The organism is Caloramator sp. CAR-1 (genome assembly GCF_030546345.1).
In the GTDB taxonomy this organism is placed as follows: Bacteria; Bacillota; Clostridia; order Clostridiales; family Caloramatoraceae; genus Caloramator; species Caloramator australicus.
On sequence record NZ_JAUONW010000040.1, the window covers coordinates 56,169 to 76,245 of the forward strand.

The 20,077-nt window shown below is 34.7% G+C and carries 23 protein-coding genes and 1 riboswitch; of the genes, 18 read left to right on the forward strand and 5 right to left on the reverse strand.

Annotated features, from left to right (window positions below):
* Window positions 1–95: 95 nt before the first annotated feature.
* The 5 genes from Q3V94_RS11070 (at window position 96) to Q3V94_RS11090 (ending at window position 6,369) form a co-directional block, all read left to right on the forward strand.
* The gene (locus Q3V94_RS11070) at window positions 96–2,006 is read left to right on the forward strand and encodes an OPT family oligopeptide transporter (RefSeq protein ID WP_303527727.1); all 1,911 of its coding nucleotides are present in this window, start codon (window positions 96–98) and stop codon (window positions 2,004–2,006) included.
* A gap of 176 nt (window positions 2,007–2,182) precedes the next feature.
* Window positions 2,183–3,709 (forward strand): histidine ammonia-lyase, encoded by a 1,527-nt coding sequence (gene hutH / locus Q3V94_RS11075; RefSeq protein WP_303527730.1) that lies wholly within the window; start codon window positions 2,183–2,185, stop codon window positions 3,707–3,709.
* 124 nt (window positions 3,710–3,833) lie between these two features.
* A complete protein-coding gene (locus tag Q3V94_RS11080; protein WP_303527733.1) occupies window positions 3,834–4,340 on the forward strand; it encodes a GAF domain-containing protein in 507 nt (168 codons plus the stop codon).
* A 10-nt stretch (window positions 4,341–4,350) separates the two neighbouring features.
* Complete coding sequence (locus Q3V94_RS11085) at window positions 4,351–6,069, forward strand: N-6 DNA methylase (protein ID WP_303527736.1); 1,719 nt, start codon at window positions 4,351–4,353, stop codon at window positions 6,067–6,069.
* Window positions 6,070–6,144: 75 nt separating this feature from the next.
* Complete coding sequence (locus Q3V94_RS11090) at window positions 6,145–6,369, forward strand: glutaredoxin family protein (protein ID WP_274765839.1); 225 nt, start codon at window positions 6,145–6,147, stop codon at window positions 6,367–6,369.
* A 27-nt stretch (window positions 6,370–6,396) separates the two neighbouring features.
* Here the strand turns inward: Q3V94_RS11090 and Q3V94_RS11095 are convergent, their stop codons facing one another.
* A complete protein-coding gene (locus tag Q3V94_RS11095) occupies window positions 6,397–6,537 on the reverse strand; it encodes a hypothetical protein (RefSeq protein WP_008909497.1) in 141 nt (46 codons plus the stop codon).
* A 112-nt stretch (window positions 6,538–6,649) separates the two neighbouring features.
* Here Q3V94_RS11095 and Q3V94_RS11100 point away from each other — a divergent pair, with 112 nt between their 5' ends.
* A complete protein-coding gene (locus tag Q3V94_RS11100) occupies window positions 6,650–7,513 on the forward strand; it encodes a DUF4438 domain-containing protein (protein WP_303527741.1) in 864 nt (287 codons plus the stop codon).
* 14 nt (window positions 7,514–7,527) lie between these two features.
* Window positions 7,528–8,133, forward strand: coding sequence for a lipopolysaccharide assembly protein LapB (locus tag Q3V94_RS11105; RefSeq protein WP_303527743.1), 606 nt, complete (start codon window positions 7,528–7,530; stop codon window positions 8,131–8,133).
* Here Q3V94_RS11105 and speE read toward each other — a convergent pair.
* The gene (speE, locus tag Q3V94_RS11110; protein ID WP_008909494.1) at window positions 8,082–8,909 is read right to left on the reverse strand and encodes a polyamine aminopropyltransferase; all 828 of its coding nucleotides are present in this window, start codon (window positions 8,907–8,909) and stop codon (window positions 8,082–8,084) included. The genes Q3V94_RS11105 and speE overlap by 52 nt on opposite strands.
* Before the next feature lie 137 nt (window positions 8,910–9,046).
* Window positions 9,047–9,199: riboswitch (yybP-ykoY riboswitch) on the forward strand.
* Between the two features lie 12 nt (window positions 9,200–9,211).
* Between speE and Q3V94_RS11115 the strand changes: the two genes are divergently transcribed.
* The 9 genes from Q3V94_RS11115 (at window position 9,212) to Q3V94_RS11155 (ending at window position 14,163) form a co-directional block, all read left to right on the forward strand.
* Window positions 9,212–9,856: a TMEM165/GDT1 family protein gene (locus tag Q3V94_RS11115; protein WP_303527747.1), complete on the forward strand. Its 645-nt coding sequence runs from the start codon at window positions 9,212–9,214 to the stop codon at window positions 9,854–9,856.
* Window positions 9,857–9,960: 104 nt separating this feature from the next.
* A complete protein-coding gene (gene spoIIAA, locus Q3V94_RS11120; RefSeq protein WP_303527750.1) occupies window positions 9,961–10,296 on the forward strand; it encodes an anti-sigma F factor antagonist in 336 nt (111 codons plus the stop codon).
* Window positions 10,297–10,310: 14 nt separating this feature from the next.
* Window positions 10,311–10,736, forward strand: a complete 426-nt coding sequence (gene spoIIAB, locus Q3V94_RS11125; protein WP_274765833.1) for an anti-sigma F factor — start codon at window positions 10,311–10,313, stop codon at window positions 10,734–10,736.
* Window positions 10,737–10,752: 16 nt separating this feature from the next.
* Complete coding sequence (sigF, locus tag Q3V94_RS11130; protein WP_303527751.1) at window positions 10,753–11,505, forward strand: RNA polymerase sporulation sigma factor SigF; 753 nt, start codon at window positions 10,753–10,755, stop codon at window positions 11,503–11,505.
* Between the two features lie 77 nt (window positions 11,506–11,582).
* A complete protein-coding gene (locus Q3V94_RS11135; RefSeq protein ID WP_274765832.1) occupies window positions 11,583–11,726 on the forward strand; it encodes a hypothetical protein in 144 nt (47 codons plus the stop codon).
* A 4-nt stretch (window positions 11,727–11,730) separates the two neighbouring features.
* Window positions 11,731–12,195: a stage V sporulation protein AC gene (gene spoVAC / locus Q3V94_RS11140; RefSeq protein ID WP_008909488.1), complete on the forward strand. Its 465-nt coding sequence runs from the start codon at window positions 11,731–11,733 to the stop codon at window positions 12,193–12,195.
* A 5-nt stretch (window positions 12,196–12,200) separates the two neighbouring features.
* Complete coding sequence (gene spoVAD, locus Q3V94_RS11145) at window positions 12,201–13,223, forward strand: stage V sporulation protein AD (protein ID WP_303527753.1); 1,023 nt, start codon at window positions 12,201–12,203, stop codon at window positions 13,221–13,223.
* On the forward strand, window positions 13,223–13,579 hold the full coding sequence (gene spoVAE, locus Q3V94_RS11150) for a stage V sporulation protein AE (protein WP_303527859.1): 357 nt from the start codon (window positions 13,223–13,225) through the stop codon (window positions 13,577–13,579). Before spoVAD ends, spoVAE begins: the two co-directional genes overlap by 1 nt.
* Before the next feature lie 11 nt (window positions 13,580–13,590).
* Window positions 13,591–14,163, forward strand: a complete 573-nt coding sequence (locus Q3V94_RS11155) for a stage V sporulation protein AE (protein WP_303527756.1) — start codon at window positions 13,591–13,593, stop codon at window positions 14,161–14,163.
* Window positions 14,164–14,174: 11 nt separating this feature from the next.
* Here the strand turns inward: Q3V94_RS11155 and Q3V94_RS11160 are convergent, their stop codons facing one another.
* On the reverse strand, window positions 14,175–16,466 hold the full coding sequence (locus tag Q3V94_RS11160) for a transglycosylase domain-containing protein (protein ID WP_303527759.1): 2,292 nt from the start codon (window positions 16,464–16,466) through the stop codon (window positions 14,175–14,177).
* Between the two features lie 245 nt (window positions 16,467–16,711).
* On the opposite strand from Q3V94_RS11160, the gene Q3V94_RS11165 reads away from it, so the two are divergent.
* Window positions 16,712–18,133 carry a glycosyltransferase family 2 protein gene (locus tag Q3V94_RS11165; RefSeq protein ID WP_303527762.1) on the forward strand — a complete coding sequence of 474 codons (1,422 nt, stop codon included), beginning with the start codon at window positions 16,712–16,714 and terminating at the stop codon, window positions 18,131–18,133.
* Window positions 18,134–18,207: 74 nt separating this feature from the next.
* Window positions 18,208–18,882, forward strand: coding sequence for a sporulation protein YunB (gene yunB, locus Q3V94_RS11170; protein WP_303527764.1), 675 nt, complete (start codon window positions 18,208–18,210; stop codon window positions 18,880–18,882).
* Between the two features lie 15 nt (window positions 18,883–18,897).
* Here the strand turns inward: yunB and Q3V94_RS11175 are convergent, their stop codons facing one another.
* Together Q3V94_RS11175 and trxA are read right to left on the reverse strand one after the other, a co-directional pair.
* Window positions 18,898–19,743, reverse strand: a complete 846-nt coding sequence (locus Q3V94_RS11175) for an NAD(P)/FAD-dependent oxidoreductase (protein ID WP_303527766.1) — start codon at window positions 19,741–19,743, stop codon at window positions 18,898–18,900.
* Complete coding sequence (trxA, locus tag Q3V94_RS11180) at window positions 19,743–20,066, reverse strand: thioredoxin (RefSeq protein WP_008909480.1); 324 nt, start codon at window positions 20,064–20,066, stop codon at window positions 19,743–19,745. The genes Q3V94_RS11175 and trxA overlap by 1 nt, the downstream gene beginning before the upstream one ends.
* Window positions 20,067–20,077: the final 11 nt, after the last annotated feature.

Consider the following 20,077-nt stretch of genomic DNA (forward strand, 5'->3'; position numbering starts at 1 on the left):
AATTTTTTTGAATGTAAAGAAGGAATTTTTAGAATTATGTAGAATTTATATATTTGTGCGACAAAATATAACAAATTTCTAAAGGAGGGGGAACCATGACAGAAAACAAAGGGCTTTCTGCAGGAGCTTATGGCGGAGTTTCAGGTGATGATTATGTTCCATATGTTCCTGTAAGCAAGGCTATGCCAGAAATGACAGTTCTTTCAATCTTTATTGGTATTATTTTTGCAATCGTATTTGGTGCAGCAAATACTTACCTTGGACTTAAGGTCGGTATGACAATCGCTGCAGGTATTCCGGGTGCTATTTTGGCTACTGGAATACTTAAGGGTATTTTAAGAAGAAACAATATCCTTGAAGCTAATATGATTCAAGCGATGGCTTCAATGGGAGAATCCTTAGCAGGTGGTCTTATATTTATAATTCCTGCGGTTATAATTTTTGGTGATAAGCTAACCATTGGAACAATTACTGTTGTTGCAATTTTAGGTAGCCTTTTGGGTATTTTATTCGTTGTTCCTTTAAGAAGATATTTAATAGTTGAGGAACATGGAAAACTTGTTTATCCAGAAGGTATGGCAGCTGCTGAGGTTTTAGTTTCTTCAAGCGCTGGTGGTTCAGGATTTAAGACTATGATGACAGGTGTTGCAGGCGGTGGAATATTCAAATTCTTATCAGAAGGGTTACTTCTTTGGAAGTATGAACCTGAATGGACTATAAAGCCTCTACAAGGAACAATATTTGGTGCTGACGTTACAGCAGCTTTAATTGGTGTTGGTTATATAGTTGGCATTGAAATCGGTATGTATATGTTTGCCGGAGCACTTGTTGCTTGGCTTGGGCTTATTCCTCTTATTAAGTATATTGGAGCAGGGCTTACAGAACCTCTATTCCCATCAGCAGCTCTAATTAAAGACATGGATGCTTGGGCTATATGGAGTAAATATATAAGATACGTTGGTGCTGGTGCGGTTATTGCAGGTGGATTTATAAGCATTGCCAAAGCTATGCCAACGATAGCAAGATCCTTTAAGTCAGCTATGTCAGGTATTGGTGCAAAGGCAAGCCAAAAGAGAACAGATGTTGACGTTCCTATGACTTATGTTATTGCAGGTGCAATATTTGTATTTATCATGGCTTGGTTATTCCCAATGACTAATGTTCCAGTTGCTGGTGCAATATTTGTAATTATATTTGCCTTCTTCTTCTCAGTTGTATCAGCAAGATTAGTTGGTATGATAGGAACTTCAAATAATCCAATATCAGGTATGACAATTTCATCACTTTTATTTATAACAGGTATATTAAAGCTTACTGGACATGCTGATAATAAGGCAATGGTTGCTGCTATTATTGCAGGCGGTATTGTTTGTGTTGCTATTGCAATAGCTGGAGGAACAGCGCAAAGCTTAAAGACAACATTTATAATAGGTGGAACTCCAAAGAATCTTGAAATTGGTATGTTCCTTGCATCTGCAGCATCTGCAGCTGCTATAGGTTATGTTATACTAATGCTCAACTCAGCTTATGGAATTGGTTCAAAGGAAATTCCAGCACCACAGGCAACTATGATGTCAATGGTTGTTAAAGGAATTATGACTTCACAGCTTCCATGGACATTGGTTCTTGCAGGTATTTCCTTTGGAGTAATGTGCGAACTTATGGGTATTCCAATACTTCCATTTGCCCTTGGACTATATCTTCCAATTCATTTAAGTGCAGGGGTTGTAATTGGTGGTATTGTAAGAGCAGTTGTTGATAAGAAGTTTAAAGACAATGAAGAAGTTCTAAAGGAAAAGACAGAAAAGGGAGTTCTTTTAGCGTCTGGTATGGTTGCTGGGGAATCTTTAGTTGGAATACTCCTTGCAGTTTTTGCGATGGTTGGAGTAAATATTGGAATTGGAGAAAAGATACTTCCAGCAATAACTTCAAGTCCATGGACTTCAGCAGTTATGGGACTTGTATTGTGCTATTGGATTTACAGCTTTGTTGTGAAAAAGGATTAATCTATGAGTCCTTAAGAAGTTAAATACTTCTTAAGGGCTTTTTTATGTTTTTAACTAATATTCAGATAAAATTTGACAAAATATTTTATATATTTATATATTTCGAAAAAGTTAAATAAATGTTATAATAATTATGTAAAATTTATATTTTGGCAACATTTTAGGGGGGTAAAATAATGAACAAGGTTGTGATCGATGGACACCATTTAACTATTCAAGATGTCGTAAATGTTGCAAGAAATGGTTATTATGTTGAGCTTTCAGATGAGGCTAAATTAAGGGTAGAAAAGGCAAGGGCCTTAGTCGACAAGTTTGTTCAAGAGGAAAGAGTAGAATATGGGATTACAACCGGCTTTGGAAAGTTTGCCGATGTTGTAATTTCAAAGGAGGATACAAAAAGGCTTCAAAGAAATCTCATTGTTTCCCATGCCTGTGCAGTTGGAGATGAGTTTGACACAGAAATAGTAAGGGCTATAATGCTTTTAAGAGCTAATGCGCTTTCAAAGGGACATTCTGGAGTTAGATTATCAACCCTTCAAACTCTCATAGATATGCTAAACAAAGGAGTCCATCCTGTTATATATGAAAAGGGATCCTTAGGTGCCAGCGGAGACCTTGCACCTTTATCCCATATGGTTCTTGTAATGATTGGAGAAGGCGAAGCATATTATCAAGGCGAAAGATTAAGCGGGGAAGAGGCTTTAAAAAGAGCAGGAATTGAAAAGGTTGAGCTTGTTGAGAAGGAAGGACTAGCTCTAATAAACGGAACTCAGGTTATGACAGCTATTGGGGCTTTAGCAGTTTATGATGCTATAAACCTTGCAAAGGCTTCAGACATTATAGCTTCCATGACAGTTGAAGCACTAAGGGGAATTACTGATGCTTATTATCATAGGGTTCATGAGGTAAGACCACAGATAGGACAGCTAAAATGTGCAAGGAACCTATTAAGGATTTTAGAGGGAAGCAGTTTAACTACAAGGCAGGGTGAACTTAGAGTTCAGGATGCCTATACATTAAGATGCATTCCACAGATACATGGAGCAAGCAAAGATGCTATAGAATATGTAAAAAGAGTTATAGAAATAGAAATAAATTCTGCAACAGACAATCCTTTGATTTTTGAGGATGAGATGAGGGTAATTTCAGGAGGCAATTTCCATGGACAGCCTGTTGCCCTTGCAATGGACTTTTTAGGAATTGCAGTATCAGAGCTTGCCAATGTATCTGAAAGAAGAATAGAAAGACTTGTAAATTATCAATTAAACGATCTTCCAGCCTTTTTAACTAAAAAGGGCGGACTTAACTCAGGATTTATGATTGCACAGTATTCTGCAGCATCTTTGGTTTCTGAGAATAAGGTTCTTGCACATCCAGCATCAGTTGATTCAATTCCATCCTCTGCAAATCAAGAGGACCATGTGAGCATGGGAACTACTGCTGCAAGGAAGGCAAGAAGCATTATTTATAATGTATCAAGGGTATTAGGAATTGAATACCTTGCTGCAGCTCAGGCCATAGATTTTAGAGGTGATTTTAAACTTGGAAGAGGAACTGAAGTTGCATACAAGCTAATTAGAAAGGAAATAGAACATCTTGATGAGGATAGAGTAATGTATATTGATATTAATAAGGCAAGTCGACTTGTAGATAGTGGAACTCTTGTTAAAGAAGTGGAGGATAAAATAGGAGAGATAGAATAGGTGCCTGGCACTTAAGATTTAAGATTTTTATGAGGGTGCAAATTATTTGCACCCTTTTATTTTGGAGTTGAAGGTATTTTTGTATAATGATATATTAATATAAAAAGCGATTGGAGGCGATAATATGTTAAATAATAATAAGATAGTTGCTGATTCAAAAGAAAATTTTTATAAGATGCTAATATATAGAATTGAAAGTTACTTATCTGCTGAAAAGGATGTTTTAGCAAATTTATGCAACGTTGCGGCACTATTATATGATAATTTAGAGGATATAAATTGGGCGGGATTTTATTTGATGAAGGATGGGGAGCTTGTTTTAGCCCCCTTTGGAGGCAAAGCTGCCTGCACGAGGATAAAAATAGGTAAGGGTGTTTGTGGAAGTGCAGCAAGGGATAGGAGGACATATATTGTGCCAAATGTCCATGAGTTTGAAGGGCATATAGCCTGCGATAGTGCATCAAATTCTGAGATTGTAGTTCCGATTATAAAAGATGATGTGCTCTATGGGGTTTTGGATATTGACAGTCCTAAGTTCAATAGATTTGATGATACTGATAAAATCTTTTTAGAAAAGCTGGTTGAAAAGCTAAATAAATACTTAGATTGGAAGGAAGTTACGAGAATATAAAGGAGGATATATGCTTAAAGAATTTTTAGATGACTTAGACAAAACCTATCAAAGCTTAATTAATGGAATAATTGATTTAAGCATATTTGATAAATGGGGAGAAAGCTTAGGAGATACATATCAAAGATTAAAGAACAAGGAAGAAAAAAAGAAAATGGGAAGCGTTTATACTCCCTATGAGGTTATAAAGTATATGGTGGATTCTTCTTTAAGTTTTGAAGATTATAGAAAGAATCCAAATTTAAAAATTTTAGATCCCTCCTGTGGGGGAGGATTTTTTTTGATTTATGTTTATGAAAAATTATTGGGATATGCAGAAAAACTAAATATTAAAAATGCAAAGGAACATGTTGTAAATAATAATATCTATGGGATGGACCTTGATGATGTAGCTTTAAAAATAACTATATTAGAGCTTTATAAAAGAAGCGGAATTATACCTAAAAATATAGTCTGTGGAGATTTTTTATTCGATGATCAGGATGAATTTGATGTAATAATCGGTAATCCCCCCTACATGGGACATAAAGTTCTTCTTAAAGATTATAGAGAAAAATTAAAAGAAAATTTTGGTGATGTTTTTTATGACAAGGGGGATCTTTCCTATTGCTTTATTAAAAAATCCATTGAAACTTTAATGGACGGAGGGAAATTAATATTTTTTATTTCAAGATACCTTCTAGAAGCGCAACATGCCTCCGGTATAAGGAATTTTATTTTAAACAATTCTTCAATAGAAAAAATTATAGATTTTTATGGGGTTAGGGTTTTTAAAAATGCAGGAATTGATAATATAATTATTTACCTTATAAAGGGTGAAGGAAAAAATATAGAGTATTATAAATTTTTGCCAGATTCTAAAAAAAATATTGATGAGATTTTTGAGGATATAGAGAAAAAAACAAGTTTATATACTAAAAGAGTTGAGATTTTAAAGGATGAGTTATCTAATGATGGTTGGATTTTTTTAAATAACTTAGAAAAAAGCATAATAAAGAAAATTAAAGGAGTAAATTTATGTGATATTGTAGAGTGCTTTCAGGGGATAATAACTGGATGCGATGATGCCTTTGTTTTAACTTGGGAGGAAGCAAAAAAGCTTAAAATAGAAGATAAATTATTAAAGCCCTGGATAAAAGGGAGCAATATAGAGAAATTTAAAGTTATTAACTCAGATAAATGCTTAATATATTCAAATTTAATTGATGATGAAAAAGGATATAGAAATGCTTTAAAGCATATAGAAAAATATAAGGAAAAGCTGATTAAAAGAAGAGAATGCCAAAAGGGAGTCAGAAGGTGGTATGAGCTTCAGTGGGGAAGAAGTATCGATTTATTTGAAGGCAAAAAAATTGTTTTTCCTTATAAGGCAGCAAGCAATAAGTTTGCCATAGATTTTGGAAGTTATTTTAGCGCTGATGTTTATGGATTAAAACTTTTAGGTTTGTATGAGTCATTATATTCCTATGAGTTTTTGGTGGGTATTTTAAACAGCTCAATATATGAATTTTATATAAAAACCCACCTTAAAAAGCTTGGAGATAATTTATATGAGTATTATCCTTATAATCTTTTAAGGATTAAAATACCAGAATATATAAAAGATGTAGAGAATGAAGTCTTAAAGTATGGGAATGCTAATATTAAAATAATAGATAAGATACTTAAAGAATATTTTAAAATAACAGATAAAGAATTTAATGAAGTAAAATTTTGGCTAAGTGGTTGATTTTTTAGATACCAAGTAATATAATATTATTAGAAAATATAATACCTACATGGGGTATATGAAGGAGGAATAAATATGGCAGTTACAGTATACACAACACCAACTTGTCCATGGTGCACAAGGGTTAAGGAATACTTAAGGGAAAAAAACGTTCCATTTACTGAAAAAAATGTTGCTGCAGATAGAGCAGCAGCTATGGAGATGGTTAAAAAATCAGGTCAAATGGGAGTTCCAGTAGTTGATATTAATGGCAAGATTATTGTAGGATTTGACAAGGAAGCCATAGATAGAGCCCTATAATAAAAGGACTGCATCTTCGCAGTCCTTTTATCTTGTATCATTTCTTCTATACCCAAATGTTTCTCTAAACTTTTCATCTATAAGATCAATTCCAGGACCTATCTTATATCTTTTGGATGCTGTTGGAAGTTCCTTGCCTAATATCCATTTCTTGCTCTTTCTTACCATTATTTCACCTCCGATAGAGTTTCTAATAAAATTATGTGTAGTTTGTAAAAAATTATCCCATATAAATTTATATTTGTTATAATATAATTAGCTTAATTTTTGGGGGGATAATATGATAAGAACAAATTTTGAAAGGACTGTCCTTCAATCGGTTCAAGGTAAAATTCATCATCCAGTTAATGCAACTCCTTTTAGGGTTGATGTTAACGGAAAAGCACATGTTTTGCCTGCAACAGGTGGAATAACTTATAATGTTAAGGTGGGAGATCCTGTTTTTGGATGGTCTGGAGATCATGTTGAACCAGGAGTTTCGATTAGGAATGAGGATAAGAATGAAAATGGTGCTCTAATGCTTTTTGCCTGCATTGGAAATGAGGCAAGAGTTGTAACTGGTGATGCAAAGGGTGCTAAAGGATTTGTCATTGGAAAGCACGGAGGAATTGACCACGTTTTAATTCAATTTGAAGAGGAAGACTTAGACAAGATGGCAGTTGATGACAAAATTTTAATTAAAGCATGGGGACAGGGACTTAAACTTTTAGATTATCCTGATGTTGAAGTTATGAATGTTGATCCAAGGCTATTTTTAAATATTCCTATAAAGGAAGAAGAAGGGAGATTAAAAGTTCCTGTTGTTGCCGAGGTTCCTGCTTATCTTATGGGGTCAGGAATAGGTGCTGCTACTGCATTTTCAGGGGATTATGATATAATGACAGAAGATATGGAGGAAATTAAAAGACTTGGACTTGATAAATTAAAATTTGGAGATTTAGTCCTATTAAGGGATTGTGATAATACCTATGGAAGAGGGTATTTAAAGGGTGCTGTAAGCATAGGTGTTGTTATCCACAGCGACTGCATTAAGATGGGACATGGACCTGGTATTACAACCATATTGACATGTAAGTCTGATAAAATAGAAGGATATATAGATGAAAATGCCAACATAATAAACTACATAGATTATATTAAGTAGGAGGATTAAAGTAGGTGGATAATAGAGCTTTTAGAAGCATGATTTTGCTTTTGTTTATTATAGTTTTATTGATTGGATTTTCAGGATATTTGAATTTTTTACCTTCAACTATTAAAAGTATAGTTTTAGTTCTGTTCGTTTTGCTGTTTGTATTTTATGAATCAAGAAGGCCTGTAAAAAGCCTTAAAGATATAAATAGGATATATCAAAGAAGAAGTCTATTTAGCAGGAAAAAAGCCATAGAAACATTAGAGGAGGGCTTACAATTAGATAGTTTAAAGGATAATGAAAAATTGTTTTTATCCATGCAATTAGCTTTAGAATATTATAAATTGAAGGACTACGAAAAGGCATGTGAAGCCTTTAAAAGGGTTGTAGATGAGGCTTTAAGGACGGATTACATTAAAATTGAAGAAAAATTTTTAATAAAATTAGTCGGATCTTATATTTTAAACAATAAAAGGGAAGAAGCACAGAAAATATATAACAGGCTTTTAGCATCAGGAAAATGCGACAAAAGCAAGGTAGTTGAAGATATGTTAAAAATAGGCCCTCTTAATAAGAGGGCTTATTTTACTAATTCTTGGATATATTTTGGTAATACGAAGCATGCTTTGTGAATTTCAGGAGTATAGTATTTTGTATCTAATTCTGGAATTTTTGTTGTATCAACTTGAGTTGGGTCATATTTTTTGGATCCTATTGTGAAGCTCCAATATCCTCCTGGATATGTAGGAATAGCAGCCATAAATAGCTTTGTTACTGGGAATATGTTTCTTGCATCATTGAATACCTTCTTTACTGTTTCCGGTAAATAGAATGGAGTTTCAGTTTGAGCAACAAATATACCATCCTCTGTTAATGCGTTGTATATGTCTTTATAGAAGTTTCCACCGAATAATCCTTCAGCAATGCTGAATGGGTCTGTTGAGTCTACTATAATAACATCAAATTCATTTTTATGTTCTTTAACGTATTGTATACCATCACCAACAAATATTTCGCATCTTGGATCATCAAGGGCACAGCTTATTTCAGGAAGATATTTTTTGCATTCTTCTATAACATCTCCATCGATTTCGCAAAGAACAGCCTTTTCTACGCTTGGATGCTTTAATATTTCTCTAATTGCACCGCCATCTCCACCGCCAACAACCAAAACCTTCTTTGGATTTGGATGTGTAAAGAGAGGAATGTGTGTTATCATTTCATGATAAACGAACTCATCTTTAATTGTTGTTTGAACTATACCGTCAAGGACGAGCATTCTTCCAAATACATCTGTGTCAACTATTGCAAGGTCTTGATACTGAGTCTTTTTTCTAACTAATGTTTCTTTTACCTTGTAGGTCATAGCAGCGCCTTCGATTTGCATTTCCTTAAGCCACATTTCCATATTTTCATTTTCCTCCCTCTGTTAATCTATACAATATAGGATTTTAACATTTATTTTACTGCTTATCAAGAGAAACCTTATAAAATTATTATATTTACTTTTAAGGAAAAATATATTATAATATTTCCAGAAGTTAAATCTATGTTAAAGGGGAGTAGCTGCCCGAAAGGGTTGATAAAGTCAACATACTGGCCTTATGGCCTGGCTTTATCGGCGTAATGCAAGCGAGACCTTTAACACAATGCTCTGGCATTGTGTTAAAGGTCTTTTATTTTGTAAAAAATAATGACAGGAGGGATAGTATGGCACTTATCAAAACGTTATTTTTTGTCCTTATTGCTGAAATGGGAGATAAAACCCAGCTTCTTGCAGCAGCTCTTGCAAGTAAATATAAAGTAAGGGATGCTGCAGTTGGAATTTTTATCGCTACTGTTCTTTTAAATATTATTGCTGTTTTATTGGGTAGCAGCATAGGAAATCTTATCCCGATGAATTTAGTTCAGATTATTGCAGGAGCTTTATTCTTAGCCTTTGGATTTATGACTTTGAGGGATGAAGAGGAAGAAGAGGAGGAAATCAAGGAGACTAAATTTAAACTACCTAATTTTATTGTTGTCGCTTTGGCTTTTTTTCTTGCTGAACTTGGCGACAAAACTCAAATCATGGCCTTTACCCTTGCAGCACAGTTAAAGAGTCCTGTATCAGTTTTAATAGGTTCTGTAATAGGTATGTTTATAGCCGATAGCATAGGGTTTTTATTTGGAAGGTTTGCAGTTCAAAAAATGCCTGAGCATTATATAAAAATTGGTGCAGGAATTATCTTCATTGCCTTTGGACTTTTAACATTATATCAATCAGTAACCTTTTTACAAAATCCTGCTATTTTGGGTTTGGTAATTGTAGTTATCTTTTTGGCAGTTTATCTTATGAAATTTAGAAAGAAGTAATAAATAATTTACCCTTTTGGGTAAATTATTTTTTTGAAATAAGAAGGAAATTAATGGTTTTTATAGAATATATATACTGTAAGTTTTAATTTGGGGGGATTTGGATGCAGCTTATTTTTGAAAGAAAAGATGATGTTCTTATAGTAAAGCTTATGGGGGAGCTTGATCATCATTCAGCTGAGGAAGTTAGAATAAAAATTGATAATAAAATAGATGAAACTGGGCTTAATAAGGTGATTTTTGATTTTGCGGGAGTAAACTTTATGGACAGCTCGGGAATTGGAGTAATAATAGGAAGATACAAAAAAGTTAAAGATTTTAATGGAAAAGTTGCTATAATTAACTTAAGGCCCCATATTAAAAAGATATTTGAACTTGGGGGGCTTTTTAAAATTATTAAAGAATATGATAACTTACAAAAAGCTTTATTGGAATTTTAAAAGGGGGAAGTAAAATGTTTCAAAATGAAATGAAATTAGAATTCCCAAGTAAATCTCAAAATGAGGCCTTTGCAAGAGTTGTTGTGGCTGCCTTTGCATCACAACTTGATCCTACTATAGAGGAGCTTTCTGATGTTAAGACTGCTGTTTCTGAGGCTGTCACTAATGCTATTATTCATGGATATGAAAATACTCAAGGAACAGTTGTTTTAAAGTGCAAAATAGAGGGAAGGAAATTGACTGTTGAGGTTATCGATTATGGAAAGGGAATAGAAGATGTTGAGCTTGCAAGACAACCCCTTTATACATCAAGGCCCGAACTTGAAAGATCAGGAATGGGATTTACTGTTATGGAAACCTTTATGGATTCCCTTGAGGTAGAATCAGAACCTGGAAAGGGAACGAGAATTATAATGACAAAAGAGTTTAAACAATTATGATTTTGGGGGAATTCATATGCAGAACGATTCGCCCACAAAATTGATGGATAATCAAGAGGAAGTTTATCAATTGATACTTAGAAGTCAAAATGGGGATAAAGAAGCCCAGGATATTTTAGTTAAAAATAATTTAGGATTAGTTAACCTTGTTATAAAAAGATTCGTAAATATGGGATTTGAATATGAGGATCTTTTTCAGATTGGATGTATAGGCCTTGTTAAGGCTATTAAAAACTTTAAAGTAGAACAAAATGTAAAGTTTTCAACCTATGCAGTTCCGATGATTTTGGGCGAAGTTAGAAGGCATTTGAGGGATGATGGGTTTATTAAATTTAGTAGGAGTATGAAGGATACTGCAAAAAAAGTTAAGCAGACCAAGGAAAAGCTTTTTAAGGAATTGGGAAGGGAAGCAACGATTGAAGAAATTGCTCAGGAGCTTTGTATAACTACTGAAGATGTAATTTTGAGCCTTGAGAGCATCAGCGGTCCTGAATATTTATATGATACAATTCATCAGGATGATGGTTCGCCGATACTTTTGATAGATAGAATAAGTGAAGATGAGGATTCAGAAGGGGATCACATCGACAAAATTGCCTTAAAGGAAGTTATAGATAAACTTGAACCTAAACAAAGACAAATAATAATCTTGAGATATTTTAAAGATCTAACCCAAAGTCAAGTTGCTAAAATGCTTGGGATATCCCAGGTGCAGGTTTCAAGGATTGAAAAAAAGGTTTTGAATTACATAAAAGAGTCGTTAAAGTAACCTGGCTATTGCCGGGTTTATTTTTTGTATTTTTTTTTTATGGATGGGAAAAATATTTAGTAGTCGGAGGTGGTTTTATGTTTAATAATCATAAAAGAAGCGATGTTTCAACGGTAAGGCAAAAGGAGGATAAACTTTTAAGGTTTGATTATGATAAAAATAAAATAGACCTTAACTCCTTTATAGTAGGAGAAAATGAAAAGATAAAGGAAGTAAGGTGATAGTATGGAAAAACGCAAGGAAAATGAAATAAAAAATATATATCAGCAGTTAGTTCAGAAAAAAGTTCCCCAGTCATCCCTTATCAAGGATGCTATTTTTGCCTTTGTAGTTGGAGGTCTTATTTGTGATGTAGGTCAGTTTTTTATGAATTTGTTTTTATCCTTTGGAATTTCAAAGGATGATGTCGGATACTATGTAGCTACAGTCATGGTTTTTTTAGGTGCATTTTTAACTGGATTAGGGGTTTATGATAATATAGGAAAGTATGCAGGAGCAGGATCTATCGTTCCAATTACTGGCTTTGCTAATTCAATAGTATCGCCTGCAATGGAATATAAAAGGGAAGGATATATTTTTGGTGTAGGTTCTAAAATGTTTGTTATTGCAGGACCTATTTTAGTTTATGGGATTTCTTCATCTATTATTGTTGGTATAATTTATTATCTTGTTAAAATGCTTGCGAGGTGAAGCATATGGCAGAAAAAAAGATAGGCCTTCATACTATAAAGCTAAAAAATCCGCCGTCTATTTTATCTACTGCAACTATAGTAGGACCTAAGGAAGGAGAGGGACCTTTAAAGGATTATTTTGATATCGTTTTAGAGGACGACCTTTTTGGTGAAAAGTCTTGGGAGAAGGCAGAGTCAAAAATGCTGCGAGAAGCAGTAAGGCTTGCTATGAATAAAATAAACTTATCGCCAGACCAGGTTGATTACTTTTTTGCAGGGGACCTTCTTAATCAAATAATTTCTTCAAGCTTTGCTGCAAGAGAACTTGGCATCCCCTTTTTTGGTCTATACGGTGCATGTTCTACCTTAACTGAGGCTATGAGCCTTGCTGCAATGATGGTGGATGGAGGATTTGCCGATATTACAATTGCTGCAACCTCAAGTCACTTTTCATCAGCAGAAAGGCAGTTTAGATTCCCCTTAGAACATGGGAATCAAAGACCGCCAACATCTCAGTGGACAGTTACCGGAGCAGGAGCGGTAGTTTTAGGCAGTAAAGGCGGTGGACCTTACATCACTTATATTACCACAGGAAGAGTTGTAGATTTTGGTATAAAGGATGCCAATAACATGGGGGCGGCAATGGCACCGGCTGCAGCTGATACTATCTTAAGACATCTTAAGGATACTGGATTTACTGCAGCTGATTATGACCTTATAATGACCGGAGACTTGGCTAAAATTGGAAGAGAAATTGCAGCTGATATTATAAAGCAAAATGGATATGATATCACAACAAAGTTTACAGATGCTGGAATAGAGATATTTGACCTTACAACCCAAGATGTTCATGCAGGAGGAAGTGGATGTGGCTGTTCTGCATCTGTATTTGGAGGATATATATATAAGCAATTAATAAATGGAAATCTCAATAGGATAATGATAGTATCTACAGGAGCTCTTTTAAGCCCAACCAGCACCCAACAGGGTGAATCCATTCCGGGAATAGCACATGCTATAACAATTGAAAGGAGTATTATGCCATGATGGACTATATATGGGCCTTTTTAGTTGGAGGAAGTATCTGCTTGATTGCTCAAATACTTATGGATAAAACTAATTTAACTCCTGCGAGGATTTTGGTTTATTTTGTTACTGCAGGTGTAATATTAGGTGCTATTGGAGTATATGAACCCATTGTTAAAATAGGTAAAGCAGGAGCTACAGTTCCACTTCCTGGATTTGGATACAGCCTTGCTAAAGGTGCAATTAGAGAGGTTGAAAAGTATGGATTAATTGGAGCTTTTACAGGAGGAGTCAAGGCAACGTCTGCTGGAATTGCTGCTGCAATTTTTTTTGGATATATTATGGCTCTATTGTTTAATCCAAAGACAAAAAATTAGGAGTTGATTAAATGAAAAAAAGGGTAATAATAGTTACGGATGGAGACTTAATGGCCCAAAGGGCTATAGAAACAGCAGCACAAAATATTGGTGCAAGGGTAATATCACGATCAGCTGGAAATCCAACTATATTATCGGGAGAGGAAATAGTCGATCTTATCAAGGAAGCAAAGCATGATCCTGTAATTGTGATGGTAGATGATAGGGGCAACACCCATAAGGGTGATGGTGAAAAGGCGATGGAGTATATTCTGAATTCAAATGAAGTTGAAGTAATTGGAGCAGTTGCAGTAGCTTCAAATACCAGTAAGGTAACTGGCGTTGAAGTGGATGTTTCTATAGATAGGAATGGTAATGTTACTCATCAGGCGGTTGATAAGGATGGTAACCCAAAGGATGATAAGATAATTAAGGGAGATACGGTGGATGTTTTAAGTAGATATGATATTCCAGTAGTAGGAGTAGGAGATCCTGGTAAGATGGAAGGTTCAGACGATGTTGAATTTGGTGCGCCGATAATTACAAAGGCATTAGAAGAGGTAATTAAGCTTTATGAGCTGAAAAATAAATTAAAAAAGCAATAGGCCTAAAAGGCCTATTGCTTGGGTTGCGTTGGATTGGTTTGCTGCGGGTTTTGACCCTCTTGAGGAGGGGATTGGTTTTGGTCGGTGGGATTACTTGTTGGATTTTGCGTTTCTTGATTTTGCCCCCCATTATCCTGTGGATTACTGGGATTTTCCGGCGTTGTTATATCTGGTTCAGGGACGATATTTACATGGTAATCACACAATTCAACAGGTTGAGTTCCGTCTATAAACATCTCAGTAACAACTCTATTTCCCCTTGGATCATTAAAACATAAATCTGTCGGATATTTTCCTGAATCTAAACATACCTTTTCATATACTATTCCACTTGGCCTTTCAAAATCAACTACTTTTAAGCCTTCATGAGCTCTTTTCATTATTTCTCCCCATAATTTTGCTGCAAGGGAGCTTTTAAGTCCAGGAATAGATGTATTGGGCTTATCGTGGCCTATCCATACAGCACCGGAATAATATGGCGTTACACCGCAGAACCAAACGTTAGTATAGTCTGAAGTGGTTCCTGTTTTTCCTGCAACAGGCATTGAACCAAACCTTGCCCTTCCACCTGTTCCGTAAGGTTTTCTAACAACATCCTTCATCATATCAAGCATAATATAAGCAGCTTGACTTGATATTGATCTTGATTGTGTAGAGGTTCTTTCCACAATTATGTTATTGTATCTATCAGTAACCTTTGTGTAAAGGATAGGTTCTGAGTAAATTCCTTTATTTCCAAACACTCCATAGGCTGCAGCCATTTCAATTGGGTAGACTCCCTCTGTAAGACCACCAAGGGAAAGTGGTGCTACGTATTTGTCAGAGTTTTTTATGGTTGATATATGAAATTTATTTTGCAGATAATCAACGGATGTTCCAATTCCTAATTGGAGTAAAAGTTTAGCTGCTACAACGTTTATAGAACGCGTAATTGCTTCTCTTACCGTTACATTTCCTCTATAGGAATTATCGTAGTTTTTAGGTTCCCATCCTCCTGTTGCAGCCAAAAGCTCCTGTGAGAAGGGACTATCTTCAATTATGGTTGCGGCAGTTGCAAGCTGCGTATCGATAGCTGGAGCATAAACTGATAGTGGCTTTATTGCTGAACCTGGCTGCCTTTTTACGTCTGTTGCCCTATTCATGGATCTTAATGGATGAGGTCCACGTCCGCCAACTATCGCCCTAACTTCACCTGTAGAATAGTCCATTATAACTGCAGCTGCTTGAGGTTGTGAAACTTTTGGAGAATTTTCAGTTGAAGCATAGGGTTTTAAATTAAATTGTTTAAAGAAACTATCGTCATTGATTACAGCTTCTGCGGCTTCTTGAATTTTGGTGTCTATTGTAAGATATATGTTATATCCTCCAGTTCTTAACCTTTGCTTTGCTTCACTTTCTGTTATATTTAGCTTGTCTGCCATGTCCTTTGCAATCTCATCAATTGCGGGTTCTATAAACCACTGATATTTCATTGTGTTTGGGGATTCCTTGCTTTTAAAAACAAGTTTTTGGTTTATCGCTTCATCGTATTGCTCTTGAGTAATATACCCCTGCTTTAGCATTTTTTTAAGAACTGTTTGCTGCCTATCTAAATATGTCTTTGGATTTTCCTGATTTTTTTTGCTGTAGGGGTAGTATTTATATGGGCTTTGAGTGAGCCCTGCAATTAATGCAGCTTCAGCAATTGTAAGTTCGTTTACATCCTTTCCAAAGTAAAACATTGAAGCAGCTTGGACGCCATAGGCACTTCCGCCAAGATATATTGTATTTAAGTAGCCTTCAAGAATTTGATCCTTGCTAAGTTTCCTTTCCAGCTGAATAGCAAGATACATTTCTTGTAGTTTTCTTGAAAAATCCTTTTTTGGTGATAAAGCGATGTTTTTAATAAGCTGCTGTGTTATTGTCGATGCACCTTGAGCTTTAGACATTGTTTTAATATCATACCATAAAGCTCCAAATATTCTCTTTGGATCGATTCCGTGATGTTTATAAAATCTTTCATCCTCAATTGCAATAAAAGCATGCTGAACATGTTTTGGTATTTTTTTAAGGGGAACTACTGTTCTGTTTTGAACATCAGAAAAGTCCTCTATAAAGTTTCCATCTTTATCATATATTCTGCTGCTCTGCTTTAAGTTATCAAGTATGTTGGCGTCAATTTCAGGAGCAGATTTTATAACTGCAATTGCAACTCCAATCCCTGCTGCAAAAATAAAAAGGAATATAAAAAGGAATATTATCAACAATATATTCAATACGCCTCTTTTTTTGTTTTTTCGTTTACTTTTCCTTTTTTCAGCCATAGTAAACCTCCTTGAATGCAAAAGCTTGATTAAAATAATTATAACAAATGTGGACATTTTTATCCACATACATTATTTTGGACAATTTATTACCATTTTGTAAATAAATTATAAACATTGCGAAGGCAGACTTTTGAAGGACTAAAGAAGGGCTTATAATATGATATGGAGTTTTTGATTAGTATAATTCAACAAAGGTTAAACAAAAAATATTAACAGACAGAATAAGTTATGGAGGAATTAACATGAAGGAAATGATTTACAACTTAACCTTTTTCTTTCAAGTAGGTGTTTTTATTGTTACACTGTATTATCTTATTATATCGTTATTTGGACTTTATAGAAAAAAGGATAATAATTCAAATTCAGAACCTGAAAAATCCTTTGCTCTTATAGTTGCTGCCCATAATGAAGAAATGGTTATAGGTAATATTGTGGATAGCCTTAAAATGCTTGATTATCCAAAGGAGTTATATGATATATATGTAATAGCAGATAACTGCTCCGACAATACAGCAAATATTGCAAGAAAGCACGGTGCTATAGTTTATGAAAGATTTGATACTACAAAAAAAGGTAAAGGATATGCCCTTGAATGGATGTTTAACATTTTGTTTCAAATGGGTAAGAAATACGATGCAGTTGTGGTTTTTGATGCCGATAATTTAGCATCTAGGAACTTTCTTAAGGAACTCAATAGGAAATTAAAAGAGGGGTATAAGGTCGTTCAGGGATACATAGACAGCAAAAACCCCCATGATTCCTGGATATCAGAATCCTATTCAATATCCTTTTGGACTGCCAACAGACTTTTCCAGCTTGCAAGGGCAAATTTAGGATTATCTAATCAAATTGGTGGAACAGGATTTTGCATAGATATGGAAGTTTTAAAGGAGATTGGATGGGGTGCTACATGTCTTACTGAAGACTTAGAATTTACATGTAAATTGGTTTTAAATGGTCAGAAGGTAGGCTGGGCTCATAGCGCGGTTGTTTATGATGAAAAACCTTTAACTTTAAAGCAATCTTGGAGGCAAAGAAAAAGATGGATGCAAGGATTTGCTGATGTAGCTTCGAGGTTTTTCTTTAAGTTAATGAAAAAAGCCATTAAAGACAGGGATTTTGTAGCCTTTGACTGTGCTTTGTATACTATTCAGCCATTTATGATAGTTGCACTTGGGTTATCAACAATTTTAACCTTCCTTCAAAGCTATAGCGCGGATGGGATGAATATTTTTATAATAAGCTATTTATTCTCGCCAATTGTTTGGAAATTGCTTTCGGTATTTCAATTTTTATTTACACCCTTTGTAATGTTTTTAGAAAATAAATTGTCTAAGAAGTTATTAGTTTATTTTTCGCTTTATTCATTGAATATATTCTTATTTGACTATATGTTTGATCCTGATTCAAAGCTTATATATATAATGCTTGCCCATACGATATTTTTAGGTTCATTTATACTAATTTTAGCTAAGTTTGAAGGCAAGACAGCTTTAAAGGTATTTTTATGGTATTTACTATATGGAGTTTATACATTAACATGGCTTCCGATAACAATACAAGGAATAATAGATAAGAATAAAAAGGAATGGGCTCATACGCAGCACACGAGACAAATCAGCATACATGAGATTGAAAATCTTGATAGCCAGTCAGTAGCATAAAGGACGCATTGCGTCCTTTAATATTTTTTTTGAGAAAAACATATAATTAAATAGCAATATTAAGGTTGATTTGTATGAAGAAAAGATATAGGACTATTAAAATAAAATTAATATTATATTTGATGCTTCTTTTAACTTTTGCGACGTTGTTTTTGATTTATCTTAATTATTTTTTAAGGCCGACCTTGATTGCCTATTGTGATCAGGAGGCTAGAAGGACAGCGGTAGAAACTATAAACAATACGGTTAAATTTGAGTTTGGGAATAAGATATCCTATGACGATATTATGTCGGTTAAAACTGATAAGGATGGAAATGTTGTTATGATTCAGGCGAATACGGTGGAATTAAATATTTTAGGTTCTCAAATAGCCCTTGAAGTTCAGAAAAGGATTGGCGATATAAAGGAAAGAAGGGTGGAAATTCCACTTGCTGTTTTAACAGGGATAGAGATTTTATCAAATTATGGTCCAAGGATACCCTTTAAAATGAGGCCGGTAGGTTCTGTGTTAACTTCCTATAGGACTGAATTTTCATCGGCAGGAATAAACCAAACAAGGCATATTGTTTACTTAGATGTTTCTGCAACTGTTCAGGTAATTATTCCTCTTGCAAGGAATAGTGTTACTGTAACTTCCAGCATTCCTATTGCTGAGAGCATAATAGTAGGAAAGGTTCCGGATACTTATGCTGAGATAAAAACAGAAAATCCACCTAAGGATATTCAGGAGTATAATATTAAAAAATGATGAGGAAGTTCCTCATCATTTTTTTTGATCTAGGTATTCAGCAGCATTTAATGCAGCTATTTGTCCTTCCCCTATAGCCTTTGCTACTTGGTAGGGTTTACCTGTTATGTCTCCGGCGGCAAATAGCCCTTTAATGTTTGTTTCCATCCTTTTATCTACAAGAACATGGGGACCGTCAACCTCAAGGCCAGGCACAAGGCTTGTAAGGGGTAGGCTGTCCTTTAATACAAAGAAACCATCTGCTTCTATTGAGTTGTTTTTAAGTATTAGTTTTTCAGCCTTTAAGGATCCTTCAAATTTTATAGGACTGTCATTAATTATTTCAACATTTTCATTGAATTTGAAGTCACCTTTAAACATTGGGATAAAATATACCTTTTGGCAAACTTCAGCTAAAAAATTAGCCTCTTCAAGGGATTCATGATTATATCCAACAACTGCTACAACCTTTCCTTTATATAAAGGGGCATCACAGGTTGCACAGTAGCTTACCCCGTTTCCAAGGAATGTATCTTCGTTTTCTATAGATTTTTTAAAATCGACGCCTGTAGCAAGGATAACTGATTTTGCTTCATAAAAATCGTTTTCTGCTTGAATTGAAAAATAGTTGCCCATAGCATAAACTGCGATTACGGTTTTATTTATTATTGTAGCATTAGTTAACTTTAGATGCTCGTTAAGCCTTTCCATTAAATCCTTTCCAGATATTTCTGGCAAGCCAGGGTAATTAGGAATAGAGGGGCTAAGCAAAACTTTTTTGCTATCGCCCCCGAATATAACAACGCTTTTGTTTCTGGCAAAGGCATTAACAGCAGCTGAAATGCCAGCCGGGCCTTTGCCTATTATAGCTACATCGAACATTATAGTCCTAAAGCTCCTTTAATAGCACTTTCAATTTGAGCTGCTGGTCTAAATCCTACTATTTTACCCAATGGCTTGCCATCTTTGAATAGAACAAGGGTAGGGATGCTTGAAATACCGTAAAGTGAAGCAGTCATAGGATTTTCATCTACGTTTAGTTTTGCAACAACAAGGTTATCCTTAAGGTTTTCAGCAACTTCTTCAACAACTGGAGCTATCATTCTGCAAGGTCCGCACCATTCAGCCCAAAAATCTACTAATACAGCTTTATCTGAGTTTAAAACCTTTTCATTGAAATCAGCATCTGTTACATGAATTACCATAATATATTCCT

What these genes read in the sequence shown, in the direction of transcription:
- trxA (WP_008909480.1), bottom strand. Translation starts at nt 20,066, where the DNA reads ATGGTAATTCATGTAACAGATGCTGATTTCAATGAAAAGGTTTTAAAC.
- speE (WP_008909494.1), bottom strand. Translation starts at nt 8,909, where the DNA reads ATGGAAATGTGGCTTAAGGAAATGCAAATCGAAGGCGCTGCTATGACC.
- spoVAC (WP_008909488.1), top strand. Translation starts at nt 11,731, where the DNA reads ATGGAAAAACGCAAGGAAAATGAAATAAAAAATATATATCAGCAGTTA.
- hutH (WP_303527730.1), top strand. Translation starts at nt 2,183, where the DNA reads ATGAACAAGGTTGTGATCGATGGACACCATTTAACTATTCAAGATGTC.
- Q3V94_RS11160 (WP_303527759.1), bottom strand. Translation starts at nt 16,466, where the DNA reads ATGGCTGAAAAAAGGAAAAGTAAACGAAAAAACAAAAAAAGAGGCGTA.
- spoIIAB (WP_274765833.1), top strand. Translation starts at nt 10,311, where the DNA reads ATGTTTCAAAATGAAATGAAATTAGAATTCCCAAGTAAATCTCAAAAT.
- Q3V94_RS11135 (WP_274765832.1), top strand. Translation starts at nt 11,583, where the DNA reads ATGTTTAATAATCATAAAAGAAGCGATGTTTCAACGGTAAGGCAAAAG.
- spoIIAA (WP_303527750.1), top strand. Translation starts at nt 9,961, where the DNA reads ATGCAGCTTATTTTTGAAAGAAAAGATGATGTTCTTATAGTAAAGCTT.
- Q3V94_RS11090 (WP_274765839.1), top strand. Translation starts at nt 6,145, where the DNA reads ATGGCAGTTACAGTATACACAACACCAACTTGTCCATGGTGCACAAGG.
- Q3V94_RS11115 (WP_303527747.1), top strand. Translation starts at nt 9,212, where the DNA reads ATGGCACTTATCAAAACGTTATTTTTTGTCCTTATTGCTGAAATGGGA.
- Q3V94_RS11085 (WP_303527736.1), top strand. Translation starts at nt 4,351, where the DNA reads ATGCTTAAAGAATTTTTAGATGACTTAGACAAAACCTATCAAAGCTTA.
- Q3V94_RS11095 (WP_008909497.1), bottom strand. Translation starts at nt 6,537, where the DNA reads ATGGTAAGAAAGAGCAAGAAATGGATATTAGGCAAGGAACTTCCAACA.
- Q3V94_RS11165 (WP_303527762.1), top strand. Translation starts at nt 16,712, where the DNA reads ATGAAGGAAATGATTTACAACTTAACCTTTTTCTTTCAAGTAGGTGTT.
- yunB (WP_303527764.1), top strand. Translation starts at nt 18,208, where the DNA reads ATGAAGAAAAGATATAGGACTATTAAAATAAAATTAATATTATATTTG.
- spoVAE (WP_303527859.1), top strand. Translation starts at nt 13,223, where the DNA reads ATGGACTATATATGGGCCTTTTTAGTTGGAGGAAGTATCTGCTTGATT.
- Q3V94_RS11155 (WP_303527756.1), top strand. Translation starts at nt 13,591, where the DNA reads ATGAAAAAAAGGGTAATAATAGTTACGGATGGAGACTTAATGGCCCAA.
- sigF (WP_303527751.1), top strand. Translation starts at nt 10,753, where the DNA reads ATGCAGAACGATTCGCCCACAAAATTGATGGATAATCAAGAGGAAGTT.
- Q3V94_RS11080 (WP_303527733.1), top strand. Translation starts at nt 3,834, where the DNA reads ATGTTAAATAATAATAAGATAGTTGCTGATTCAAAAGAAAATTTTTAT.
- Q3V94_RS11070 (WP_303527727.1), top strand. Translation starts at nt 96, where the DNA reads ATGACAGAAAACAAAGGGCTTTCTGCAGGAGCTTATGGCGGAGTTTCA.
- Q3V94_RS11100 (WP_303527741.1), top strand. Translation starts at nt 6,650, where the DNA reads ATGATAAGAACAAATTTTGAAAGGACTGTCCTTCAATCGGTTCAAGGT.
- Q3V94_RS11175 (WP_303527766.1), bottom strand. Translation starts at nt 19,743, where the DNA reads ATGTTCGATGTAGCTATAATAGGCAAAGGCCCGGCTGGCATTTCAGCT.
- spoVAD (WP_303527753.1), top strand. Translation starts at nt 12,201, where the DNA reads ATGGCAGAAAAAAAGATAGGCCTTCATACTATAAAGCTAAAAAATCCG.